Source organism: Actinoplanes sp. NPDC023936, from assembly GCF_040639325.1.
GTDB lineage: Bacteria > Actinomycetota > Actinomycetes > Mycobacteriales > Micromonosporaceae > Actinoplanes.
Genome location: NZ_JBEZZR010000002.1, coordinates 343,648 through 363,834, shown reverse-complemented (window position 1 = coordinate 363,834; position 20,187 = coordinate 343,648). Strand labels below are relative to the sequence as shown.

Annotated in this window: 13 protein-coding genes; 7 read left to right on the top strand and 6 right to left on the bottom strand. The window is 71.0% G+C overall.

The features are described 5' to 3' along the window. Window positions 1-58: 58 nt before the first annotated feature. A complete protein-coding gene (locus AB0F72_RS03970; RefSeq protein ID WP_360424695.1) occupies window positions 59-460 on the top strand; it encodes a DUF1801 domain-containing protein in 402 nt (133 codons plus the stop codon). Here AB0F72_RS03970 and AB0F72_RS03965 read toward each other — a convergent pair. After that, window positions 453-761, bottom strand: a complete 309-nt coding sequence (locus tag AB0F72_RS03965; protein WP_360425071.1) for a MerR family transcriptional regulator — start codon at window positions 759-761, stop codon at window positions 453-455. The genes AB0F72_RS03970 and AB0F72_RS03965 overlap by 8 nt on opposite strands. 498 nt (window positions 762-1,259) lie before the next feature. Between AB0F72_RS03965 and AB0F72_RS03960 the strand changes: the two genes are divergently transcribed. After that, window positions 1,260-2,429, top strand: coding sequence for an EAL domain-containing protein (locus AB0F72_RS03960; RefSeq protein ID WP_360424692.1), 1,170 nt, complete (start codon window positions 1,260-1,262; stop codon window positions 2,427-2,429). A 130-nt stretch (window positions 2,430-2,559) separates the two neighbouring features. Here AB0F72_RS03960 and AB0F72_RS03955 read toward each other — a convergent pair whose 3' ends face one another. The 3 genes from AB0F72_RS03955 to AB0F72_RS03945 form a co-directional block, all read right to left on the bottom strand. Next, window positions 2,560-8,688 (bottom strand): PKD domain-containing protein, encoded by a 6,129-nt coding sequence (locus AB0F72_RS03955; RefSeq protein WP_360424689.1) that lies wholly within the window; start codon window positions 8,686-8,688, stop codon window positions 2,560-2,562. Window positions 8,689-9,084: 396 nt separating this feature from the next. Continuing rightward, window positions 9,085-12,303: a BTAD domain-containing putative transcriptional regulator gene (locus AB0F72_RS03950; RefSeq protein ID WP_360424687.1), complete on the bottom strand. Its 3,219-nt coding sequence runs from the start codon at window positions 12,301-12,303 to the stop codon at window positions 9,085-9,087. A 97-nt stretch (window positions 12,304-12,400) separates the two neighbouring features. Continuing rightward, window positions 12,401-12,895, bottom strand: a complete 495-nt coding sequence (locus tag AB0F72_RS03945; protein ID WP_360424684.1) for a hypothetical protein — start codon at window positions 12,893-12,895, stop codon at window positions 12,401-12,403. Window positions 12,896-13,076: 181 nt separating this feature from the next. On the opposite strand from AB0F72_RS03945, the gene AB0F72_RS03940 reads away from it, so the two are divergent. Genes AB0F72_RS03940 through AB0F72_RS03925 form a run of 4 tightly spaced genes read left to right on the top strand, consistent with a single transcriptional unit; the run spans window position 13,077 to window position 16,538 of the window. Beyond that, window positions 13,077-13,991, top strand: coding sequence for an ATP-binding cassette domain-containing protein (locus AB0F72_RS03940; protein WP_360424681.1), 915 nt, complete (start codon window positions 13,077-13,079; stop codon window positions 13,989-13,991). Then, window positions 13,988-14,755, top strand: coding sequence for an ABC transporter permease (locus AB0F72_RS03935; protein WP_360424679.1), 768 nt, complete (start codon window positions 13,988-13,990; stop codon window positions 14,753-14,755). Before AB0F72_RS03940 ends, AB0F72_RS03935 begins: the two co-directional genes overlap by 4 nt. 24 nt (window positions 14,756-14,779) lie before the next feature. Then, window positions 14,780-15,895: a histidine kinase gene (locus AB0F72_RS03930; RefSeq protein WP_360424676.1), complete on the top strand. Its 1,116-nt coding sequence runs from the start codon at window positions 14,780-14,782 to the stop codon at window positions 15,893-15,895. Then, window positions 15,888-16,538: a response regulator transcription factor gene (locus AB0F72_RS03925; protein ID WP_360424673.1), complete on the top strand. Its 651-nt coding sequence runs from the start codon at window positions 15,888-15,890 to the stop codon at window positions 16,536-16,538. Before AB0F72_RS03930 ends, AB0F72_RS03925 begins: the two co-directional genes overlap by 8 nt. Here AB0F72_RS03925 and AB0F72_RS03920 read toward each other — a convergent pair. Together AB0F72_RS03920 and AB0F72_RS03915 are read right to left on the bottom strand one after the other, a co-directional pair. Then, entirely contained in the window at window positions 16,447-17,916 is a 1,470-nt protein-coding gene (locus tag AB0F72_RS03920; protein WP_360424670.1) for a helix-turn-helix domain-containing protein, read from the bottom strand. The genes AB0F72_RS03925 and AB0F72_RS03920 overlap by 92 nt on opposite strands. Continuing rightward, entirely contained in the window at window positions 17,913-19,208 is a 1,296-nt protein-coding gene (locus AB0F72_RS03915) for a serine hydrolase domain-containing protein (RefSeq protein WP_360424667.1), read from the bottom strand. Before AB0F72_RS03915 ends, AB0F72_RS03920 begins: the two co-directional genes overlap by 4 nt. A gap of 106 nt (window positions 19,209-19,314) precedes the next feature. On the opposite strand from AB0F72_RS03915, the gene AB0F72_RS03910 reads away from it, so the two are divergent. Next, entirely contained in the window at window positions 19,315-20,172 is an 858-nt protein-coding gene (locus tag AB0F72_RS03910) for a helix-turn-helix transcriptional regulator (RefSeq protein ID WP_360424664.1), read from the top strand. Window positions 20,173-20,187: the final 15 nt, after the last annotated feature.

Below are 20,187 nucleotides of genomic sequence, written 5' to 3'. Positions count from 1 at the left end.
GTCCCACGGTGTCCCACCGGACGCGCCGCGCGGGCACCGCCGGTGGTCCGATGAGCGCATGAGCGGATTCACCACTGCCGAGCGCGACGCCATGAAGCAGCGCGCCAAGGAACTGAAGAGCCGCGGCAAGGACCTGGAGCCCGAGGTGCTCGCCAAGATCTCCGAGATGACCGAGTCCGATCGGACGATCGCGACTCGGCTGCACGCGCTGATCAAGGAGAACGCCCCGGACCTGACACCGAAGCTCTGGTACGGCATGCCGTCCTACGCCCGGAACGGCAAGGTGGTCTGCTTCTTCCAGCCCGCCACCAAGTTCAAGACCCGGTACGCGATCCTCGGCTTCAGCGACGAGGCGAACCTGGACGACGGCACGGTTTGGCCGACGTACTTCGCCTTGACCACGCTCGACGGCGAGGCCGAGGCGAAGGTTGCCGCGCTGGTGAAGCAAGCGGTCAGCTGAGATCCTCGCGGGCTTCGTTCCGGCGCTTGAAGATCTCGTTCTGCCGGAGGGCCTCCTCGAGCTGATCCTCGAGAATGATGATCCGGCAGGCGGCTTCGAGGGCGGTCCCCTGGTCGACCATCTCCCTGGCACGAGCGGCGAGACGCAGCTGGTAGCGGGAGTAACGGCGGTGACCGCCGGCGGATCGGAACGGGGTGATCAGCTTCTCTTCGTCGAGCCGCCGCAGGAAGTCCTGCGATGCGCCGGTGATCTCCGCGGCGCGGCCCATGGTGTAGGCGGGATAGTCATCGTCACCGAACATGTCGTCGGGTTGGGCCACTGACACCTCCACGTCGAGGGCCCCGGCGCTCACGCGCCGGGGCCCAGGGTTTGTGGGTTGAAAACACCATCTACCGACAGGTTCGTCGGCTTGCCTTTTCCGCGCCGCCCGCCACTGGCGGGGTCGGGCGCGAGGATCGCATAAGCGTGACCGGAGACCACCTTTCGTTCGATGGAGACTGCGGTGTCCGCCCCAGAGCTGAAAGCACGTCCTGGCGCGGGCGATCCAACGGTGTCCTTACCCTCCCTTTCCTCTGTTTCCATTCCTTGGTGCTACTCGCCGGTGTCGGAGCCCCACGCGACTTCATGGCCCCGGCACGTGCGACGAGCTACTTCAAGATCTTTGCTCTCAACGAAAGCAACACTAACTCGACTACGTCAGAAAGTCTAGTGCGTTCGACATAGATTTTCTGGCTGGATCGTGGGGTGAACCACCTCCGGAATTCCGAAGGTGCGCGGGTCAGCCGCCGATCAAGCGGACATGCCGACCGCACACGCCCCCGGTACCACGCCGATCACCGGCGTCACGATCGACGCCGTGCTGGCCGGCCGACTCGTCCGGCCGCTCTTCCAGCCGATCGTGGACCTGTCCACCCGTACCGTGGTGGGGGTGGAAGCTCTCGCCCGCGGACCGGCCGGGAGCGCTCTGGAGTTCCCGGACCGGCTGTTCGCCGCCGCGGGCGCCGCCGGGCGGCTCGGCGAGCTCGACATGCTCTGCTTCGAACGCGCCCTGGAGGGCGCGATGGCGGCGCCCGTCGCGCCGCCGCTGCTGTTCGCCAACGGTGAGCCCGCCGTGATGGACCAGCCGTTGTCGCCCCGGCTGATGGAGTTGTTCGCGAGCCGGCCGTCGTTCCGGGCCATCCTGGAGTACACCGAACGCGCGCTGCCCTCGGTGCCCGGCAGCCTGCTGCGCCTCGCCGGGCAGATCCAGCTCGGCGGCAACGGGGTCGCTCTGGACGACGTCGGCGTCGACCCGATGTCGCTGGCGTTCCTGCCGGTCCTGGAACCGGAGGTGATCAAGCTCGACATGAGCCTGCTCCGCGATCCGCACGCGACGCACAGCCGCACGGTCTGCGCCGTGGTGCGCGGGGAGGCGCGACGGACCGGCGCTCTGGTGATCGCCGAGGGCATCGAGACCGAGGACGACCTGGTCACCGCCCGCGAGATGGGAGCGCAGTGGGGTCAGGGCTGGCTGTTCGGCCGGCCCGGCCCGCTCGATGGAGCCGGGCATCGTTACGACAGGGCGGCGGCCGCTGCCGTCCGCGCGTCCCGGCCGGGTTTCCACCAGCCCGACGGAACCCCGTTCGAGGTGGCCTCGGCGCGGGCGCCGAGGCTGCCGGGCACGGCCGAGGGGATCGCCGCCGCACTTGATCGGGTACGGCACATCGCCGCCTCGGACGACGCGGCGGTGGTCGTGGCATCGACCGACGATCTCCCCGTCTCGCTGTACGAACTCGCCGGACAGGCCCGCTCCACGATCGTGCTCGACCGTCCGGTGCCGGGCGAGTTCGCCGTCGCGGTCATCGGTCCCGGTTACGGGCACGCGGTGTGCTTCCGATCCACGGGCGGCCCTGAACTGGTGATGGTCGACGATCTTCCGACGGTCGCGGCGGTCAGCCGTGTCCTGCTGAACCGGCACACCAGGGGATGAGCTGAACCCGCACACCAGGGGATGAGCTGAACCGGCACACCCGGGGATGAGCTGAACCGGCACACCAGGGGATGAACGGGAACGGCCCGCCTCCCGATCCTTCGGGAGACGGGCCGTGCTTCTCTCCTCGTCAGTCGCTGATCCGCACCACACCCAGCACCGGGCTCTTCGCGCCGGACCGCTGGTTGTCGTAGATCACCTGACCACCGCGGGACGTCACGACCAGGCGCAGCGAGTCGGTCCGGTCGAGCGGCCGCCCGGAGTCGGTCGCGGTGGCCTCGAACGTCACCTCAGCGCCGTTCACCGTGCCGGTGCCCCGCAGCACCGCCTTGCCGTCCGCCGCCGCCAGCACGGTGAACGAGCGGCCGCGCAGGTCGAATCCGGCCGCGGTGAAGCGCAGCTCACCGGTGGGCACGGCCGACTTCTTCGGGTACGCGGCGTGCAGCGTGAACGCCGCGGCGGAGGCGTGGCCGCAGGCCTTGGTGAGCGTGCAGGAACCCGCCGGGGAGGCCGTCACACCGGCGCCCACGATCGCCGTCGCCGGGTCGTAGACCAGCACGTACGACTCCTTCGTGCCCTTGCCTCCGTCGTCGTCGGTGACGGTGACCGAGATCGGGTAGCGGCCGCCCTTGGTGAACACGTGCGGGAGGGTCGCCGTACCGCCGGCGAGACCACTCTCGTACGTCTTCGTGCCGATCTCCCACTTCGCGGTGTGCGTGTCGGCGGCTCCGGCGTCGGTGAAGGACGCTTCGAGCCGTACCGGGGCGCCGACCGCGACCACCGCACCGGCGGCCGGAGCCGTCAGCGTGACCACCGGGGCAGCGTTCGCCACCTTCACCAGCCGGGTGGCGACGGCGTTGCCGCCCTTGTCGTCGGTGACCCGTACCTCGACGGTGCGGGCGCCGTCGTCGGTGAAGACGTGACTCAGGTCGAACGACCTGCCGTCGAGCCGGACCGGCTGCGGGCCGGATCCGTCACCGAAGTCCGCGGTGGCCGTCCACACGTCGTCGTCCGGGTCGGTGATCGTGCCGGTGGCCGTCCACGTGCCGCCCTCGGTGAGCGACACCGAGCCGTCGAACTCGACAGTGGGTGCCGTGTTCGGCGTCTGCGCCGGGACCACCGTGACGGTGAACTTCGCCGTGCTGGTGAGTCCGCCGTCGTCGGTGACGGTGACCGTCACCGGGTAGGCGCCGGGCTGCGCCCAGGTGTGGTCCAGGGCCAGTTCCCGCTCGTCCGGGTTCAGTTCCCGGACCGTGCCGTCGCCGTAGTCAGCCGTCGCCGTCCATGACGTCGAGGTCGGGTCGGTGAAGGTGACGGTCCGCTGGAACCGCTCGCCGGCGGTCAGCTCGGCGTCCGGACCGGCAGTGATCTCCGGTGCGGTGTTCGCCTCGGCTTCGGTGATCTCGTACCAGACCACCTCGGTGATCGAGTCACGCTTCGAGTCGGTGACCGTCAGCACGACGAATCCCTCCCCCGCCTCTCGGAATGTCCTGTTGATGCGGAGGGTGCCGCCGCCGCGCCGCTGCACCATGTCGGCCTTCTCCTCCTCCATCCCGTTCCAGGAGATGACCGCGGTGTGCGTGTCGTCGGCGTCCTCGTCGGTGAACGGGATCTCCAGCTTCAGCGGCTGCCCCGCGACGACCTTCTGGATCTCCTCCGGAACCTTGATCACCGGGCGGTTGTTGGCCTCGATGCCCGTGCCGGACAGCTTCACCGTGAAGGCCGGAGCCGCGCCCTCCTCGGTGGTGAACCGCAGCTCACCGGTGGCCGGCCCGACCTCGGTCGGCACGAAGCTGACCTCGACCGTGCACTTGTCACCGGACTGGAGATCCGGGCACGAGTTGGTCTGCCGGAACGGTCCGGTCGTCTCGACGGCGAGCAGCTTCATGGTCGTGGGCTGCCGGTTGGTGAGCGTCACCGTGGCCGGCCAGCCGGTCTGGCCGACGCGGACCGGGGCGGCGAAGACGATCTCCTTGCGGTCCAGGGCCTCCTTGGCTGTCGCGGTCGCGGAAGCCGTGTTGTCGGCGAGCGACGGGTCGGGCACCGCGACGCTGATCGCCTCGGCCCTGCTGACCAGCTGCTCGTTCTCCTTCGTCCCGGCGGCCACCTGGCCGGTCACGGTGACCTTCGCGGTCGCACCCACCGGCAGCGACGAGACCTTCAGGCGAGCCACGTCGCCCACCTTCGTGCAGGTGCCCCGGCTGGTCTCACACTTCGCGATGGTCGCCTGACTCGGGAGCGTGACGTCGGCGCGGACGCCGGTAGCGGTGTCCGGACCGGAGTTGGTCACCGTCGTCGTCCAGGTCACGGTCTGACCGGGGGCCGGTGTCAGGTGCGACACCGCGTGGTCCACCCGCAGGTCAGCGCTCGACGTCGTCGGGTCGAGCAGGAACGAGCGGGCCTCCTTGGTGACCTTGCCGTCGGCCCGCAGGTCGGTGGTGAAGCCCAGCGCGAGCAGCTGCCCCGAGGAGTTGACGTCGATCAGCGTCTCGATCGTCACGCAGGGGCCATTGACCCCGGCGCCACAGAGCGGCTGGGCGAGCAGGTCGGCGAGCGGGTACTGCGTGCCGTCCAGCCAGAGCACCGGCTTGCGGGCGTCGCCGCTCCCGGCGAAGCCGGCGACCAGGCCGGAATTGTTGATCGCCGTCGCCTCGCCGGGGCCGAGGTCGACGCGCTCACCGTCCTTCCACACGAAGGCGTTCTCGCGGACCTCGCCGTCGTTGCAGAGGTAGGTGCCGACGATGTCGCCGCGGTGGTTCACACCGCTGGCGATGCCGCTCTCCATACCCTCACATTCCGGTACGGGAAGCTCGGTGACCTGCCCGTTCGCGTACTTCGCGGGCATCCACCGATACGGGCCGGAGAAGTCCGAGGCAGTGACGTAGCCACCCACCACCGTGCCCCGGTCGTTCATCCGCCCGGTCGGGCGGCGGAAGTCCGACGTCCAGAATTTCGGGCTCTCCGGCGTCCGCTTCACGGTGCCGTTGGACCACAGGATCGCGTTCGAGACGTTGCTGTTGTACGGCGTCACCGACCCGGCGATCTGGCCCTTGTCGTTGATCGCTCCGGCGCCGCTGCTGCGTCCCCGCACGGATTCGTCGTGCAGGTCGTTGACAGCGCCGTCGGACCAGACCGTCGCGTGCGAAACGTTTATCGACCCGTCCCCGGCCGAAGCGGAGCCCACCACGTCACCGGCCTCGTTGATGCCGGCGCCGTAGGACTCGCACGGTCCGCGTTCCTCGTCGCAGGGCAGCAGGTCCAGCTCGGTGAACTTGCCCTCCTCCCAGCGCACGGCCCGGTCGCGCTGTCCGGTGTTGTTCCCGGACCCGGCGCCGGTGACCGCTGTCGCCGCGACCTGGCCCCGGTCGTTGAGGTCGTTCGCGACGGTGTTCATCGCCCAGCCGCCGGGCAGGGCGCCGAGTTCGGTGACGGCGTACCGGCCGAACTTAGCCACCACCTCGTGGTCGCGGTCCATGGTCAGGGTGAGTGCACCGGCCGGCTTGGCGACCCCGTCCACGGTCCAGCCGAGCGGCATCCGTCCGGCCTCGGCCTTGGCGGTGAGGGTGACGGTGGTGCCGGCCCGGTAGACCGGCTGCTGCGGGTCTACCGCGACAGTGCCGCCGGGCTGCGGCGTCACGTCGAGCTTGAACTCGCGGGTGTCGGGCCGCTGCACGTGGATGGTGGTGTGCGTGATCCGCTTACCGGCCGCGGTGTCGGCGCGGACCGTGGCGGCGTAGTCGCCGTCCGGCAGCGCCTCGGTGACGACCTTGAAGACGCCGTCGCCCTCGTCGGTCAGCGTGAGGTCGGTGCGCTTCTTCTTCTCGTCGAGCAGCGTCGCTGTCGCGTTACCGGCGGCGGCGCCGCGAACGGTCGCGGTGATCGTCGCCCGGCCGGCGTCGTCGGCCTTGGCCTCCGCGTCGATCGTCACCGGGTTGCCCGCCACCCAGGCGGCGAACGCGGCAGGGATCTCCTCGGTACCCGCGTTGGTCACCTCGATGGTCCACGTTCCCGCGGCGTGCTTCTCCGCCGAGAGGGTCTGGATCGGCTGCCGGGCCTCGTCGCTCCGGGGCGCGTAGCTCGACGCGACGGTGCCGTCGGGCTTCTTCAGCGTGACGCCTGCCGTCGGCGGCAGAGCAGCGGTGACGCCGAACGCCTTGCCCTCCGGCACCTCGACAGTCAGTGTCTCGGCGCCACCGGCGGCCACGGTGGCGGCCGGCACGGCGAACGTGGTCGCGGAGTCGCCGGCCGGAGCCGCCGCCGCGGCCTTCTTCTTGGCCGGCTCGTAGTCGCCGACCGACAGCGAGGCCAGGCGCGGCTTGACGTAGTTCTCGAACTCGTCAGCGGATTCCGTCATCGCCAGGTGGTCGATCCCGGTCCACGGGATGTCCTGGTAGATGTACTGGGCGCTGGGGATCGGCACGACGATGTCGCCGTCCGGGAACGGGTAGCAGGGCACCCGGTGACCGGCGCCGACCAGGTTGGACACCGGCACGCCGCGGAGGTTCGTCACCTCCTTGTTGAAGACCTGGGTCAGGTACTTCGGCGTCAGCTGCAACGTCGCCGGCATGAACGGGGCGATGTCCGGGATGCGGTAGGTGTCACTGCCGGGAAGGTCGAGCATGAAGTCCGCACAGGGCGATCCCATGTTCGGCGTGCCGAGCTGGATCAGGCGGTTCACGACCGGCTTGTCGTCGAGCGACGGCGGCATGTCCTCCTGGATGTACTGCCGGGAGATCAGCCCGCCCATCGAGTGGGCGACGATGTCGACGTGGTACGCGCCGGTCACCTTCCGGATGCCGTCGATGTAGATGGCCTGCTCGACGGCGTTCTGCGACAGCGTGTTGGTCGGCATCAGCGGCCGGAACATGTCACCGGTCTTGAGCACACCCGGCGCCTGGCCGTCACCGACCGCGTAGCCCTTGAGCAGCGGGTGACCCTTGGTCAGGATCGGGGCGTACTTGCCCCACGAGTCCTCGGCGTTGCTCTTGTAGCCGTGCGTGAGGATGACCGGCTTGGGACGGATCACGATCGGCGCGCTACGGCTGTCCCGGACCACGCCACCGGTGATCAGCTTGGCCTCGATGGTCCGGTCGGATCCCGGCTGGTCGCCGTTCTTCCAGGCGAAACCGGCGGTGTCCCACTCCACCCGTTCGATCACCGTCTCACCGGGATTGAGGATCTCGTCGATGGTGCCGCCGGGCAGCTTCTTGCCGGAGACCGTCTCGGTCAGCTGCAACTGGGTGAAGGTGAACCAGTTGCTGCGGTTGCGCAGCTTGACGGTGGCCCGGACCCGGTTGCCGTCGACGGTGCCGCTCTCGGTGACCGGATGCCACGCGGGCGAGGGATAGCTCTGCGTCTCCAGCGTCACCGACTCGATGACCGGGCCCTGCGGCGCCAGGTCCATCAGGAACGCGTGGTCGAATTCGGCGCCGGTCGGGCGGCCGATGCCGGCGATCTGCCCGACGTCGTTGATCGCGACGGCCTCGGTCAGCGTCCATCCGGAACCGGCGGGCAGCAGAGTGTTGAGGTCGGTGAAGGTCCCGTCCTGGAACAGGGCCGCACGCGTCTTGCCGTCGACGAGGAAGAACTTCCCCACCGCCGTACCGGCGTTGTTGATCCCGTTCGCGGTGCCGCCCTGCGGTGTGATGGGCGACCGCGGCCGGCCCTCGGCGTCCCAGATGACCGGCACGTAACCACCGGTCGGGTCGATGGCGTAGCCGGCGACCTCACCCTTCTCGTTGATGCCGCCGGCCGAGGTCCCCTCGCCGGCCCACTGCAGCAGGTCCTTCTTCGGATCCAGCGGCATTCCCGGCCTGGACCGGTAAGCGCGCAGGTTGCGGTCGTGATCGTCGGTCAGGTCCGCGATGCCGACGACTTGACCGGCATCATTCATGTCCAGTACGCCGAACTCCCAGAGGTTGTGGTCGGAGTTCTCGTCGACGAGCAGCATCGTCTCGCCGTCCGGCTCACGAACGTAGGCGCGACCTGCGGTCTGGCGCTTCTTGTTGATGGCCCCCGGGAAGTTGGAGTCGAGGAACTCCACCTGCCCGTTCTCCCACAGGAAGGCCTGTCTCTCCAGCTTGTAGTCGACCTCGCCGAGGACGACCCCGTCGTCGGTGATGTCCATGCCCCAACCCTCGGACGCACCTTCGGGGAAGCTGCCCTCCAGGGACTTCTGTCCGCCCCGTTCGAAGAGGGTGGCGCGTAACTCGCCCTTGTCGTTCCAGACGCCGCCGACGACCTGGCCACGGTTGTTCATGGCGCGGATGCCTCCCACCGAGTGAGGCGCCGAGACAGCGCCGAGATCGGTGATCTCCACGCCGGCGGATGCGGGTGGATCATCAGCGGCTAGGGCCGGTGACGACGGGAGCGCGACGATCGCCGTGGCTGACAGCGCTAGGAGCGCCGGCAGCCCGGCGAACCGGTGGAACCGGCGGCGCGCGAGTTTCGCTGACAAGAGAATCTCCGGGATCGACGTGCCGCCGCAGAGTGCGGCGGACCGTCGGAAGCTTCCCGGCCCGGCCTTGGCACGCCCTTGTCGCCGGCGGGCACGGACGGCGACAAGAAAACGACAAGGTCGGTCGGCGACCCTTTCCCCGTGGACGATGTGGAAGCCGAGCCGGAGCCGGAAGACACCCTGGAGGATCTCTTCGGGTCAGCCGACGCTCAGCCGGCCGAGGAAGAGGCCGGCTGACTGCTCGCGCGCGATCTCGGCGGCGCGTTCCCGGTCGGCGGTGACCTGCTCGGCCGGGCCGCCGAGCTCGTGCGTCAGGGCGGCGTGCTGCAGATGCAGTCCGGCCAGGAAGAAGCGCTCGCCGATCCGTTCCGCCTCGGCGATACCCCGCTCGGTGGCCGCCCGCGCCTCCGCCGTGCGCCCGGCCAGCCGCAACGCGTCGGCCAGCGCGTACTCCATGATGTGCCCGAACATGTGACCCGCCGGCAGGGCCGAGAAGATCGAGATGCCGAGCTCGACGTCGGCGGCGCCCTCCACGGCCCGCCCGTGGTGTGCCCGCCCCCAGCCGCGCGGCAGCAGGCTGAACGCGACGAGCTGGGCGAACCCGTGTTTTTCGGCGACCGCGTGCCCGTGCTCGCCGTGCCGCAGGGCATCCGCCGGCCGGTCCAGGAACACGGCCCGCCAGCCTTCCAGGATGTCGATGTAGGTCGCGGTGTAGGGGTCTCCGAGAGCCCGGTTGCGAGCGTCGGCGTCGCGGGCGATCGCATCCGACGCCTCGATCTCACCCATCAGCGCGAGCACCTTGGCGAGCCAGCCGCGTGCCGCGACCGCCGGGTGCTGCAAAAAGAATTCCAGGCGTACGGCGTCAGCGTGCCGATCGGCCAGCTCGGCAGCCTGCTCGAGGTGCCGCTTCGCCTCGAGCAGCCGGCCCTGGTGGTAACGGACCTGGCCGGCGGCGTGGTGGAACGCCAGCGCCAGCATCGGATCACCGGTCCGGTCGGCCGCCGACTCCATCTCCGCGGCGACCGTCTCGGCCATCGGGAAGTCGCCGGAGACCAGCGCGACACCCCAGGTGCCCCAGAGCGCCGAGAGCAGATGCTCGGTGGAGCCGGTCTCGACCGCGAGCCGCAACGCGTGCCGGCGGTGCACGGCGACCTCCTCGGCGTTGTAGCCGTGCGTGAGGGTGAGCAGCGAGCCGATCCGCACGCGAGCCTGGAGTTCCAGCAGCCCGGCCGCCGCGCCGGGCACCGACCGGACCAGTTCCAGGGCCCGCTCCAGATGACGCCGGGCCTCACCGAAGGCGAACCGATCCTGTGCCGCCTCGGCGGCGACCAGACTGAAGCGGACCGCCTTGGCCGGGTCACCGACCAGGCCCGCCGCAGCGTGGTGGTGCGCCAGGGCCGCCGCCACCGCCGCCAGGTTCCCCTCGTGCCGCCGCTCGAGCACCTCGGCGACCTGCGCGTGCAGGGCCGCCCGCCGCATCGGTCCGGTCACCGCGGCCAGCGTGTCCTGCACCAGGGCGTGGGCGAACGACCACGTGCTCGGGCTCTCCTCGCTCGGCGCGAGGATGCCGGCGGCCGCCGCCGGGTCCAGCGCTTCGGCCAGTTCCAGCGGGGTACGCCCGCAGACCTCGCCGAGCACACCGACGTCGAAGCCCCGGCCGATCACCGCGGCCGTGGCGAGCAGTTCCCGGGTGGCCGGCTGGAGGTGCCGCAGCCGGCGCTCGATGACGGCCCGGACCGTGGTCGGCACGGCGACCAGGGCACGACCGGAGATCTGGCGTTCCTCGCCGAGCAGCCGGACCAGTTCGGCGATGTAGAACGGGTTGCCGTCGGTACGCCGGCGCAGCCGCTCGGCGGCCGCCTCGTCCACATCGGAGCCGAGACGGGTGGTGGCGAACAGGCGCACCTCGGGGGTGCCGAGGCCGTGCAGCGCGATCCGCTCGGTGTCGGGACGGCGGGCCAGCGCCGCGAGCAGGGACTCGCCCTGTACGCCACCGTCCTCGGCCGGCGTCCGCACGGTCATCAGCATGGCCAGGCCGCCGGACCGGGCGGTGACGGCGACGTACTCGGTCAGCTCGGCCGACTCCGGGTCCGCCCAGTGCAGGTCCTCCAGGACCACGGTGACCGGCCGCTCGGCCGCCATCGTCTCGAGAAAGGCGGTGACCGCGTCGTACAGCCGGGCGCGCGCTACCTCGGGGGCCCCGGCGACCGGCACGGCGTGGCCGGCCGGAACCGCGTCGGACGGCAGGAGCAGAGCAGCCTCGGCGCCGCGGCCGTTCAGCGCCCGGGCCACGGACTCCGCCCCGCGGCGCTCGGCAAGGGTCGCGAGCACCTGCGCCCACGGCCCGAAGGCGGGGCTGCCCGGGTGGTCGAAGCACCGCCCCCACGACACATCGGACACCGCGGCACGGCTCAGCGTCACTTCCTCGACCAGGCGGGTCTTGCCGATGCCGGCCTCCCCGTAGATCACGATCCCGGCCGGTGCGCCGTCCCGGGCCCGGGCGAGCGCGTCGAGACAGCGGCGCAGCTCAGGATCACGGCCGACCATCTCGTCCCGGGTGCACCGCGGCGTCACGTCCGGCCGGGCGGCTGCCGCCGGTTCCGGCCTCGGCGCCGTTCTCGGGGCCATGCTCGGCGGCTCGGCGGCCGGCGGCTCGGCGGTCGGCGGCTCGGCGGCCGGCACCGCGTCCAGGCTGGGATCGTGGCGCAGCACCAGGGTGTGCAGCCGCCGCAGAGCGGGGCCGGGGTCGACGCCGAGCTCGTCGGCGAGCAGCCGTTGCGCGTCCTCGTAGAGCCGCAGTGCCTCCGCCTGCCGGCCGAGCCGGTAGAGGGCGGTCATCAGCGTGCCGCGCATGCCCTCCCGCAACGGGTGCGCGGTCACCACCTCGGGCAGCCAGCCGACCAGGGCCGCTTCCCTGCCGAGGGTGAGGTCCAGTTCGGCGGCCAGCTCGGTGGCGGCGAGGACCTGGTCCTCCAGCCGGCTCACCTCGTGGGCCAGGAAGTCCGCCGGTATGCCGCCGTACGGCGTGCCCCGGTACAGCGAGAGCGCCTCCGTGACGTGCTCACGGGCCACATCGGGCCGCCCGGCCGCGATCGACCGGCGTGCCGCCGAGACGAGTTCGCCGAACCGGACCGCGTCGATGGTGGCGCCGTCCACGTCGAGCCGGTATCCCGGCGCCTGGGTCACGATGATCGGACCGAGCCGTTTCCGCAGCCGGGAGATGCAGGAGTACAGCGAAGCGGTCCCACCGGCCCCGGCGCCGTCACCCCAGATCCGGTCCAGCAGCACATCGGCCGGGACCACGCGACCGGCGTCGATCAGGAGCGCGGCGAGCACGGCACGGTGCTGCGGCCGGCCGACGTCCACCACGCGGTCCCCGTCACGCACCTGAAACGGCCCGAGCACCTCAAAACGCACGTCGTTCCATCCCCCGTACCGAAACTTGATCGCCGCGGCACCCTACTCGCAGACACGCACCACGTCGATCGCATTCGGCACGGGCGCCGGCCGGGTCTCAGCCGATCGGAACGACGGTGCCGGGATCGGCGACGGCCACCACACCGATCGGATCCCCGTCACGCACCAGCAGTGCCCTGGTCGGCGGCTTCGCGCCCCCGGCGCCGGCCTCGGCCACCCATCCCGTGACGGCCTTCTGCCCCTCGGCGGACAACTCGACCCGCTTGTTCGCGCCGCCGAGCGTCACTGTTCCCTTCGGCCCGTCGAGCGTGGCGCACATGGCCGTGCCGGCGGACTCGACGTACCAGGAGTCGAAGTCGCACGGCGTGGAGAGAGCACCGAACCAGCCGTCCTTCTCACCGGTGGCGGCCGGCGTCGTCAGCTCGTCGTCGACGAGATAGACCTCGGCCGTACCGGGGGACAGCTCGGCGGCCTGGGCCGGCCAGCCGATCCACAGCACCAGGGCGGTGATCAGCACGGTGACGGAGGTCATTCCCCAGATCATGGTGGGGCTGAAGCGGAACTTCGCCGGAGCGTCGGCCTGAGTGCTCATCGTGATGCTTCCTTCTGTCGGTGCCGGTTCGGCGCTGTTCGATCAACAACACCGACGGTACGGACGCCGATCCGCCCAGCCATCCGACCACGGTGCCCATGTCCGGTGGTACCGGGGTACCACAGCCCGTCGGCACCGCGGGCGGATGGCTGGACGCCCGCACGTCCGTAGCGTCGGCGCGGTGATCGAAGTCGAAGAACTGACAAAGAAGTACGGCGCCGTCACGGCCGTGGACAGCGTGTCGTTCCGGCTCGAGCCGGGGGTGGTCAACGGGTTCATCGGCCCGAACGGCGCCGGCAAGTCCACGACGATGCGCATGATGGTGGGCCTGGATCGGCCGGCGTCCGGCCGGTGCCTGATCGACGGCCGCCCGTACCGGGACCTGGACGCGCCGTTGCGGTCGGTCGGCGCGCTGCTCGACGCGGAGGCGATCCACCCCGGCCGGAGCGGGCGTAACCACCTGCGTTTCCTGGCCCGCAGCCACGGCATCGCCGGTCGCCGCGCCGACGAACTGCTCGAGATGGTCGGCCTGGGCGACGCCGCCGACCGGCGCGTCAGCGGTTACTCCCTGGGCATGCGGCAGCGCCTCGGCCTGGCCGCCGCGCTGCTCGGTGATCCGGCGGCGCTGCTGCTCGACGAGCCGGCGAACGGCATGGACCCCGACGGCATCATCTGGATCCGGTCGTTGCTGCGCTCCCTCGCCCGCGAGGGACGTGCCGTCCTGGTCTCCAGCCATCTGATGGGCGAGCTGGCACAGACCGCCGACCGTCTGATCGTGCTCGGCCGCGGCCGGGTGCTCGCTGACGCGTCGGTCGTCGACCTGCTCACGCGCAACGCCACCCGGACGGTTCGCACCCGCACCGATCAGCCGGACCGCCTGGAGAAGCTGTTGCGCGAACACGACGCGGCTGTGGCCCGGCGTCCCGACGGCACCCTGGAGGTGATCGGGCCGGACTCCGAGGAGGTCGCCGTGCTCGCCCACCACGCCGGCATCCTGCTGTTCGAGAACGTCACGGTGGCCGCCTCGCTGGAGGACGCCTACCTCGCTCTGACCCGGGACCACGCCCGCCCGCTCACCGGAGGTTTCCCGCGATGAGCAGCACCACCACGGTACGTCTGAGCCTGTCCCGCCTCTTCTCGGCCGAGTGGCTGAAACTGCGTACCCTCCGATCCTCCTGGGTCTGCGCTGTCGCGGCGGTCGTCCTTCCGATCGGCGGGGCGCTCCTGCTCGGGCTGGCGCACACCGATCCGGATTTCGTCGAGGGCGTGACCGCGCGCGACGCCGTGAGCTCGGTACTCTCCTCGTCCGCCGCCCTCTCGCAGATCTCGATCATGGCCTTGGCGGTGCTCGTGCTCGGTTCGGAGTACACCGGCGGCGCGATCCGGGTGACGTTCGTGGCCGCGCCGCGGCGGCTCACCGTGATGGCCGCCAAGGCCCTTCTGGTCGCGGCGGTCGCGACAGTGCTGGCAGCCCTGTCGGTGGGCCTCGGGTACGCGACAGCGCTCCCCTTCCTGACCCATGCGTCATTGACCGGCGTGCCGTTCGGCACAGTGCTGGGCCTGATCGGCGCTGAGATCGGATACTGCGTGCTCGTGGCACTGTTCGCGTTCGCCGTCACGCTCGCCGTCCGAAACACCGCGGCCGGGATCGGCCTCGCGCTGGGTGCCGTCCTACTGCTGAGGGTGGTGCTGGCGGTGCTCGACATCTGGGTGGGGTTCGATCTGACCGGCCTGGCGTTCTCCGTCGCCGCCACCCGGGTCCTGCGTGATCCGTTGTCGGTCGCGCTGCCCGTCGTCCTCGCGTGGCTGGCGGTCCCGGCCGTGCTCGGCAGCCTCACCCTGGTCCGCCGGGACGCGTGAGACGTGGAGACCGGGGCGAGCCCTGTGCGGGCCTTCTGGGCCCGCCATCCCCGGCTCGGCAGCGGGATCGTCGTGGTTCTCTGCTTCGTGACGGGGCTCGGCAGCGACGTGCTGCTGTGGGGCCCCGAACGCGGAAACCCGTGGGGCCTGACGGTCAACGCGGTGGTGGCGCTGTCGCTGCTGTGGCGCAGGTCCCTGCCCTGGGCGGTCCTGGCCGTGGTGGTGGCCGGCGACGTGCTGGCCGGCAACACCCAGGTGCTGGCGTACGGGGTGGCGATGTACTCGCTGGCGGCGCACCGGTCGCTGCACGCCGTGACGGCCGGCACCCTGGGCTCGCTCCTGGTGCTGGGGGCGGAGACGGTCCACCGGTCGGGCCGTGACGGCCTCGGCACGTTCCTCTTCCTCTACGGGATCACCGTGATCGGGTCGGTGCTGGTCGGCGCGAACGTCGCCACCCGCCGGCGGTACGTGCGGGCGCTGCTCGACCGGGCCGCGCAGCTCGCCCGGGAGAAGGAACAGGAAGGCCGGTTGGCCGCGGCCCGGGAACGCGCCCGGATCGCTCACGACCTGCACGACATCGTCGCGCACAATCTGACGATCATGGTACGGCTGGCCGACGGCGCGACGGCGGTGGCCGACGTCGACCCGCAACGGTCACGCAAGGCCGTGGAACGGGCAGCCGCGTTGGGCCGGGAGGCCATGAAGGACATGCGACGACTGCTCGGTGTGCTCCATGACGGCAGCCCGGACGTTCCCGGTGACCTGGAGCCCCTGGTCGAGACGTTCCGGATCGCCGGGCTGCCGGTGACCCTGCGGCGTCGCGGCCCGGATCCGGTGTCGCCGGGACTGCAGCGGGTGGTGTTCCGCACCGTGCAGGAGGCCCTGACCAATGCGCTGCGCTACGCCGATCACCCGACCGAGGTCCTCGTCGACCTCGATTACACCGGCCCGATCCGCATCGCTGTCACCGACGACGGCCGGGGCACCACACCGGCGCCGTCGGTCGGCAGCGAACAGGGCCTGATCGCGTTGCGGGAACGCGCTGCCCTCTACGGCGGCACGGTGGAGGCCGGCCCCCGGGCCGTCGGCTGGGCCGTGCGCGTCACACTGCCGCTTTCGACCGAGGACACCGATGAGTGAGACAACCCTGCTGCTGGTGGACGATCAGGAACTGCTGCGCGAAGGCATGGCCATGGTCCTCGGCCAGGCGCCCGGCCTGCGCATCGTCGGCGAGGCCGGTGACGGGCGCGCCGGAGCGCTACTCGCCCGCGACCGCCGTCCCGACGTGGTCCTGATGGACGTCCGCATGCCGATCATGGACGGCATCGAGGCGACCCGCGACATCGTCGCGCACTGCCCCGGAACCCGCGTGCTGATCCTGACCACCTTCGACCTCGACGAGTACGCCTTCAACGGCCTGCGGGCCGGTGCCAGCGGCTTCCTGCTCAAGGACGCGCCCTCGGCCGAGCTGGTCGCCGCGGTCCGCACCGTCGCCGGCGGCGAGGCGGTCGTCTCGCCGCGGATCACCCGCACCCTGCTCGACCACTACCAGGGCAGCCGTACCCCGGTGCCGGCGGGCGCGAAGCAGCTGGACGACCTGACCGGCCGGGAACGCGAGGTCCTGGTGGCGATCGGCCGGGGACTGTCCAACCAGGAGATCGCCGGTGAGCTGTTCCTGTCCGAATCCACGGTCAAGACCCATGTCGGCCGGGTCCTCGCCAAGCTGGGGGTCCGTGACCGAGTCCATGCGGTGATCTGGGCCCATACCCACGGCCTCGTCTGAACGCACCGGCGGCCTCCGTGCGGCGGCGCGCGGTGTGGCGTTCGAAGGCCGGTTCCTCCTCGACCAGCCGCTGCCGGGCGAACAGCCGGACGAGGCGGTGGAAGCGATACCGCCCGTCCACCTCGGCGTGCAGCAGGCTCGACTCGACGAGTTCCTCGAGGGCGTCCTCGATGGCGTCCTCGACGCCGGGCGGCCCGAGCGCGCTCGCGAGCCGGGCGTCGAAGTCCGGTGCGGCGACCAGCGACAGCCTGCGGAACAGAACCCGGGCCGGTGCGGACAGCCGGGCGTACGAAAGGCCGAAGGCGGCGGCGACCCGCAGGTCACCGGCGACGAGCTGGTCGAGCCGGCGGCTCTCGTCGCGGAGCCGATCGGCCAGGTGCCCCACCGTCCACGGTGGCCGGCTGTTCAGCCGGTTGCCGGCGATACGCAGCGCGAGGGGCAGCCGGCCGCACAGTTCCACCACCTCGCCGAGCGCGTCCGCGTCCCCCTCCTGGCCACGCCGGCCGAGGATGCGCCGCAGCAGCGCCTCGGCGTCCTCCGCCGGCAACGGCCCGAGGTTGAGCCGGTGCACGCCTTCCAGCCCGGCCAGCAGCCGCCGACTGGTGATCACGGTCAGGGACGGGCCGGTAGCCGGCAACAACGGCCGGATCTGCGCCTCGTCCGCGGCGTTGTCGAGCACCACCAGCGCCCGCCGGCCACGCAGGAGGAGGCGGTACATGCCGGCCCGGTCCGCCTCGGACACCGGAATCTCGTCGTCCCGGACACCCAACGCGCCCAGTAGCCGGGTGAGTGCCTCCCCGGCACCCATCGGACGAGCGTCCATGCCGCGCAGATCGAGGAAGAACGCCCCACCGGTGAACATCTCCCCGAGTACGTGCGCCGCCTGCACCGCCAGCGCCGTCTTGCCGGTCCCGGCGGTCCCGGACACCATCACCACCGGCGCGGCTGCCCCCGGGCGGGCCGACGCGGCATCGTGAGCCAGCCGGGCGAGCTCCCTGCCGCGGCCGGTGAAATCGGCGACCGGACGCGGCGGAGCACAGCGGCCGGCCGGGACGACCGGAGAACCACGACGCTTCCGACCGGCTCGCGCCGCCGCGAGGAACGGCGGCTGCTCCGCCGGAGTCAGGCCGAGCGCCTCGGCCAGCGCCTGAACGGTCCGCCGCTGCGGCCCGGCGCTGCGGCCGCGCTCCATGTCGCTGATCGCCCGCGCGCTGACACCCGACGCCTCGGCCAGCTCCTCCATCGTCAGCCCGGCGGCGTGCCGGTGCCGCCTCAGCCGGAGAGCGAACGTGTCACCCGGACGATCCGGTACCGGCTGTGCCGCTCGGGACAGCGTTGCCGGGACGTCCCGCTGTGCCGTTCGGGAAACCCCTGTCAACGGGGCGTCCGGTCGCGGCGGTGGCCGGAGAGCGGGCCGGTCCGGGCAGCCACCGCGTCGGGTCGTTGCGGGGCCTCGCCGAGCACCGTGCCGAACAGCGCCTCACGCAGCGCCACCTCGCGCGGGTCGTCCCAGAGGTGGAAACCGGTCCGATTCATCGCGTACGCGAAACCCGTACCGGTGTCCGGGTCGGCGAAGGCGAACGAACCACCCAGTCCCATCGTGCCGAACGCCGTACCGGAGGCGGAGCCGAACCGGAAGGCGGGGAAGGGCTTCACATACCCCAGCGAGTACTGGGTGGGCAGGCGCAGGACCTGGTCGAAGAGCCCCCGTGACGGCGCCGTGGCCGGGCGCTTCAGCTCATCCAGCGTCGACGCGGTGAGCCCGAGCCCGGCGCCCCCGGTTGCCGCTTCGCCGTAGAGCCGGGCGATCGAACGTACCTCGCCGATGCCGTTGACGGCGGGAATCTCCGCGGCCTGCACGTCGGGACGGTTGATGCTGTCCGGGTCGCCGAGCAGGCGCGGATTGCCGAACGCGCGGGCGGTCAGGCTCCGCGGGTTCGCGAACGCGAAGGAGAAGGCCGCCGGCATCGCGTTGAGGTGCAGCATCATCTCCCAGGTCCGGAAGCCGTGCATACGGGCGACGCGACGGCGATCGACGCTCTCCGGCAGGCCGATGTGAAAGTCGAGGCCGAGCGGCGCGGCCACCTCGTCGGCGAAGAACCTCCCCAGATGACGGCCCTGCGGGTCGACCCGGCTGACAAGTTCGCTCTCGTACCACCCGAGCGTCGTGCCGTGATAGCCGTGACGCTCACCGGGTGTCCACGCCGGGCGCTGCTCCGCCAGCGCCGCCGCCAGGACCGCGGAGCCGGACAGGTCCCGCAGTTGGAGCGGGCGATCGATCACCGGCAGCCCCGCCTGGTGGGAGAGCAACTGACGTACGGTGATCTCGCTCTTGCCCGCGGCGGCGAACTCGGGCCAGTACGCCGCCACGGGCCGGTCGTGATCCAGCAGACCCCGTGCGTGCAGGACCGCGACCGCCATCGACGACACGCCTTTGGTCGTCGAGAAGACCGGAACCATCGTGTCGCGTTCCCACGGCTCGAATGTCACGCCGTCGCGGTAGCCGCCCCACAGGTCGACCACCTTGCGGCCCTGGTGATAGACCGCACAGGCCGCCCCGACCTCGCGCCCCTGCGCGAAGTTGCGCCGGAACGCGTCCGCGACCGGGCCGTAGCCCTCCTCCACATCGCCGTGAACCATCGCGGACGGCACGTTCACCTTGAGTACCAACTCGACATCTCCTCATTTCCAAGACATCGAAGGGTGACAGGGGGCGCGCCGGCGTACCAGGGATCGGCAATCCCTGGCAACGCCGGGCACGTCGTAAAATCGCCAGGTGAATCGTGAGGAACTGGCGGATTTTCTGCGCCATCGCCGGGGTGCCCTGGTCCCCGCACACCACACGGCCCGCCGGACCCGCGGATTCCGACGCGAAGAGGTCGCGGAACGCGCGTACATTTCGGTCGATTACTACACCCGGCTGGAACAGCGCCGCGGGCCACGACCGTCGCCGGAGGTGGCGTCGGCACTGTCCCGGGCGCTGGAGTTGACGATCGACGAACGCGACCATCTGTTCCGCCTGATCGGGCACAACCCGCCTCAGCACACGCCGGGCCCGGACGATGTCGATCCGGGTCTGCGCCGGGTTCTCCACGCACTCGACGGCCACCCGGCGCTGATCGTCTCGAACCTGGCACACACCCTGCTGCAGAACCCCCTGGGCCTGGAGCTCTTCGGCGACCAGACGGGTTACACCGGCCTGGATCGAAGCGGCTATTTCCGCTGGTTCACGATGCCGCAGGAACGCCGCATCTATCCCGAGGACATCCACGCCGCTCAGAGCGTCACCTACGCCGCCAGTGTCCGCGCCGCGGCGGACCTCGAACCCGATCCGGCCGAAGCACAACACATGATCGCGACGCTCCTGGCTCGCAGCGCCGAGTTCCGCCGTCTCTGGGACAACCACGAGGTACGACTCTGCCGCCGGGAGACCACGTCGCTGCTGCACCCGAAAGCGGGCCGGCTGGACTTCGACTGCGAGGTCGTCTTCAGCCACGACCGCCGTCAGCGGCTGCTCGTCTTCACCCCCCGCGACGGCACGGATCTGCGCGACCTGCCCATCGCATCCCGGGCACCATGGGGCGGATCTGAGCCGTCACGAAGCGAAGGAAGCCAGACAGCAAGCGGGGCCTGACCCGTGTTTCCACAG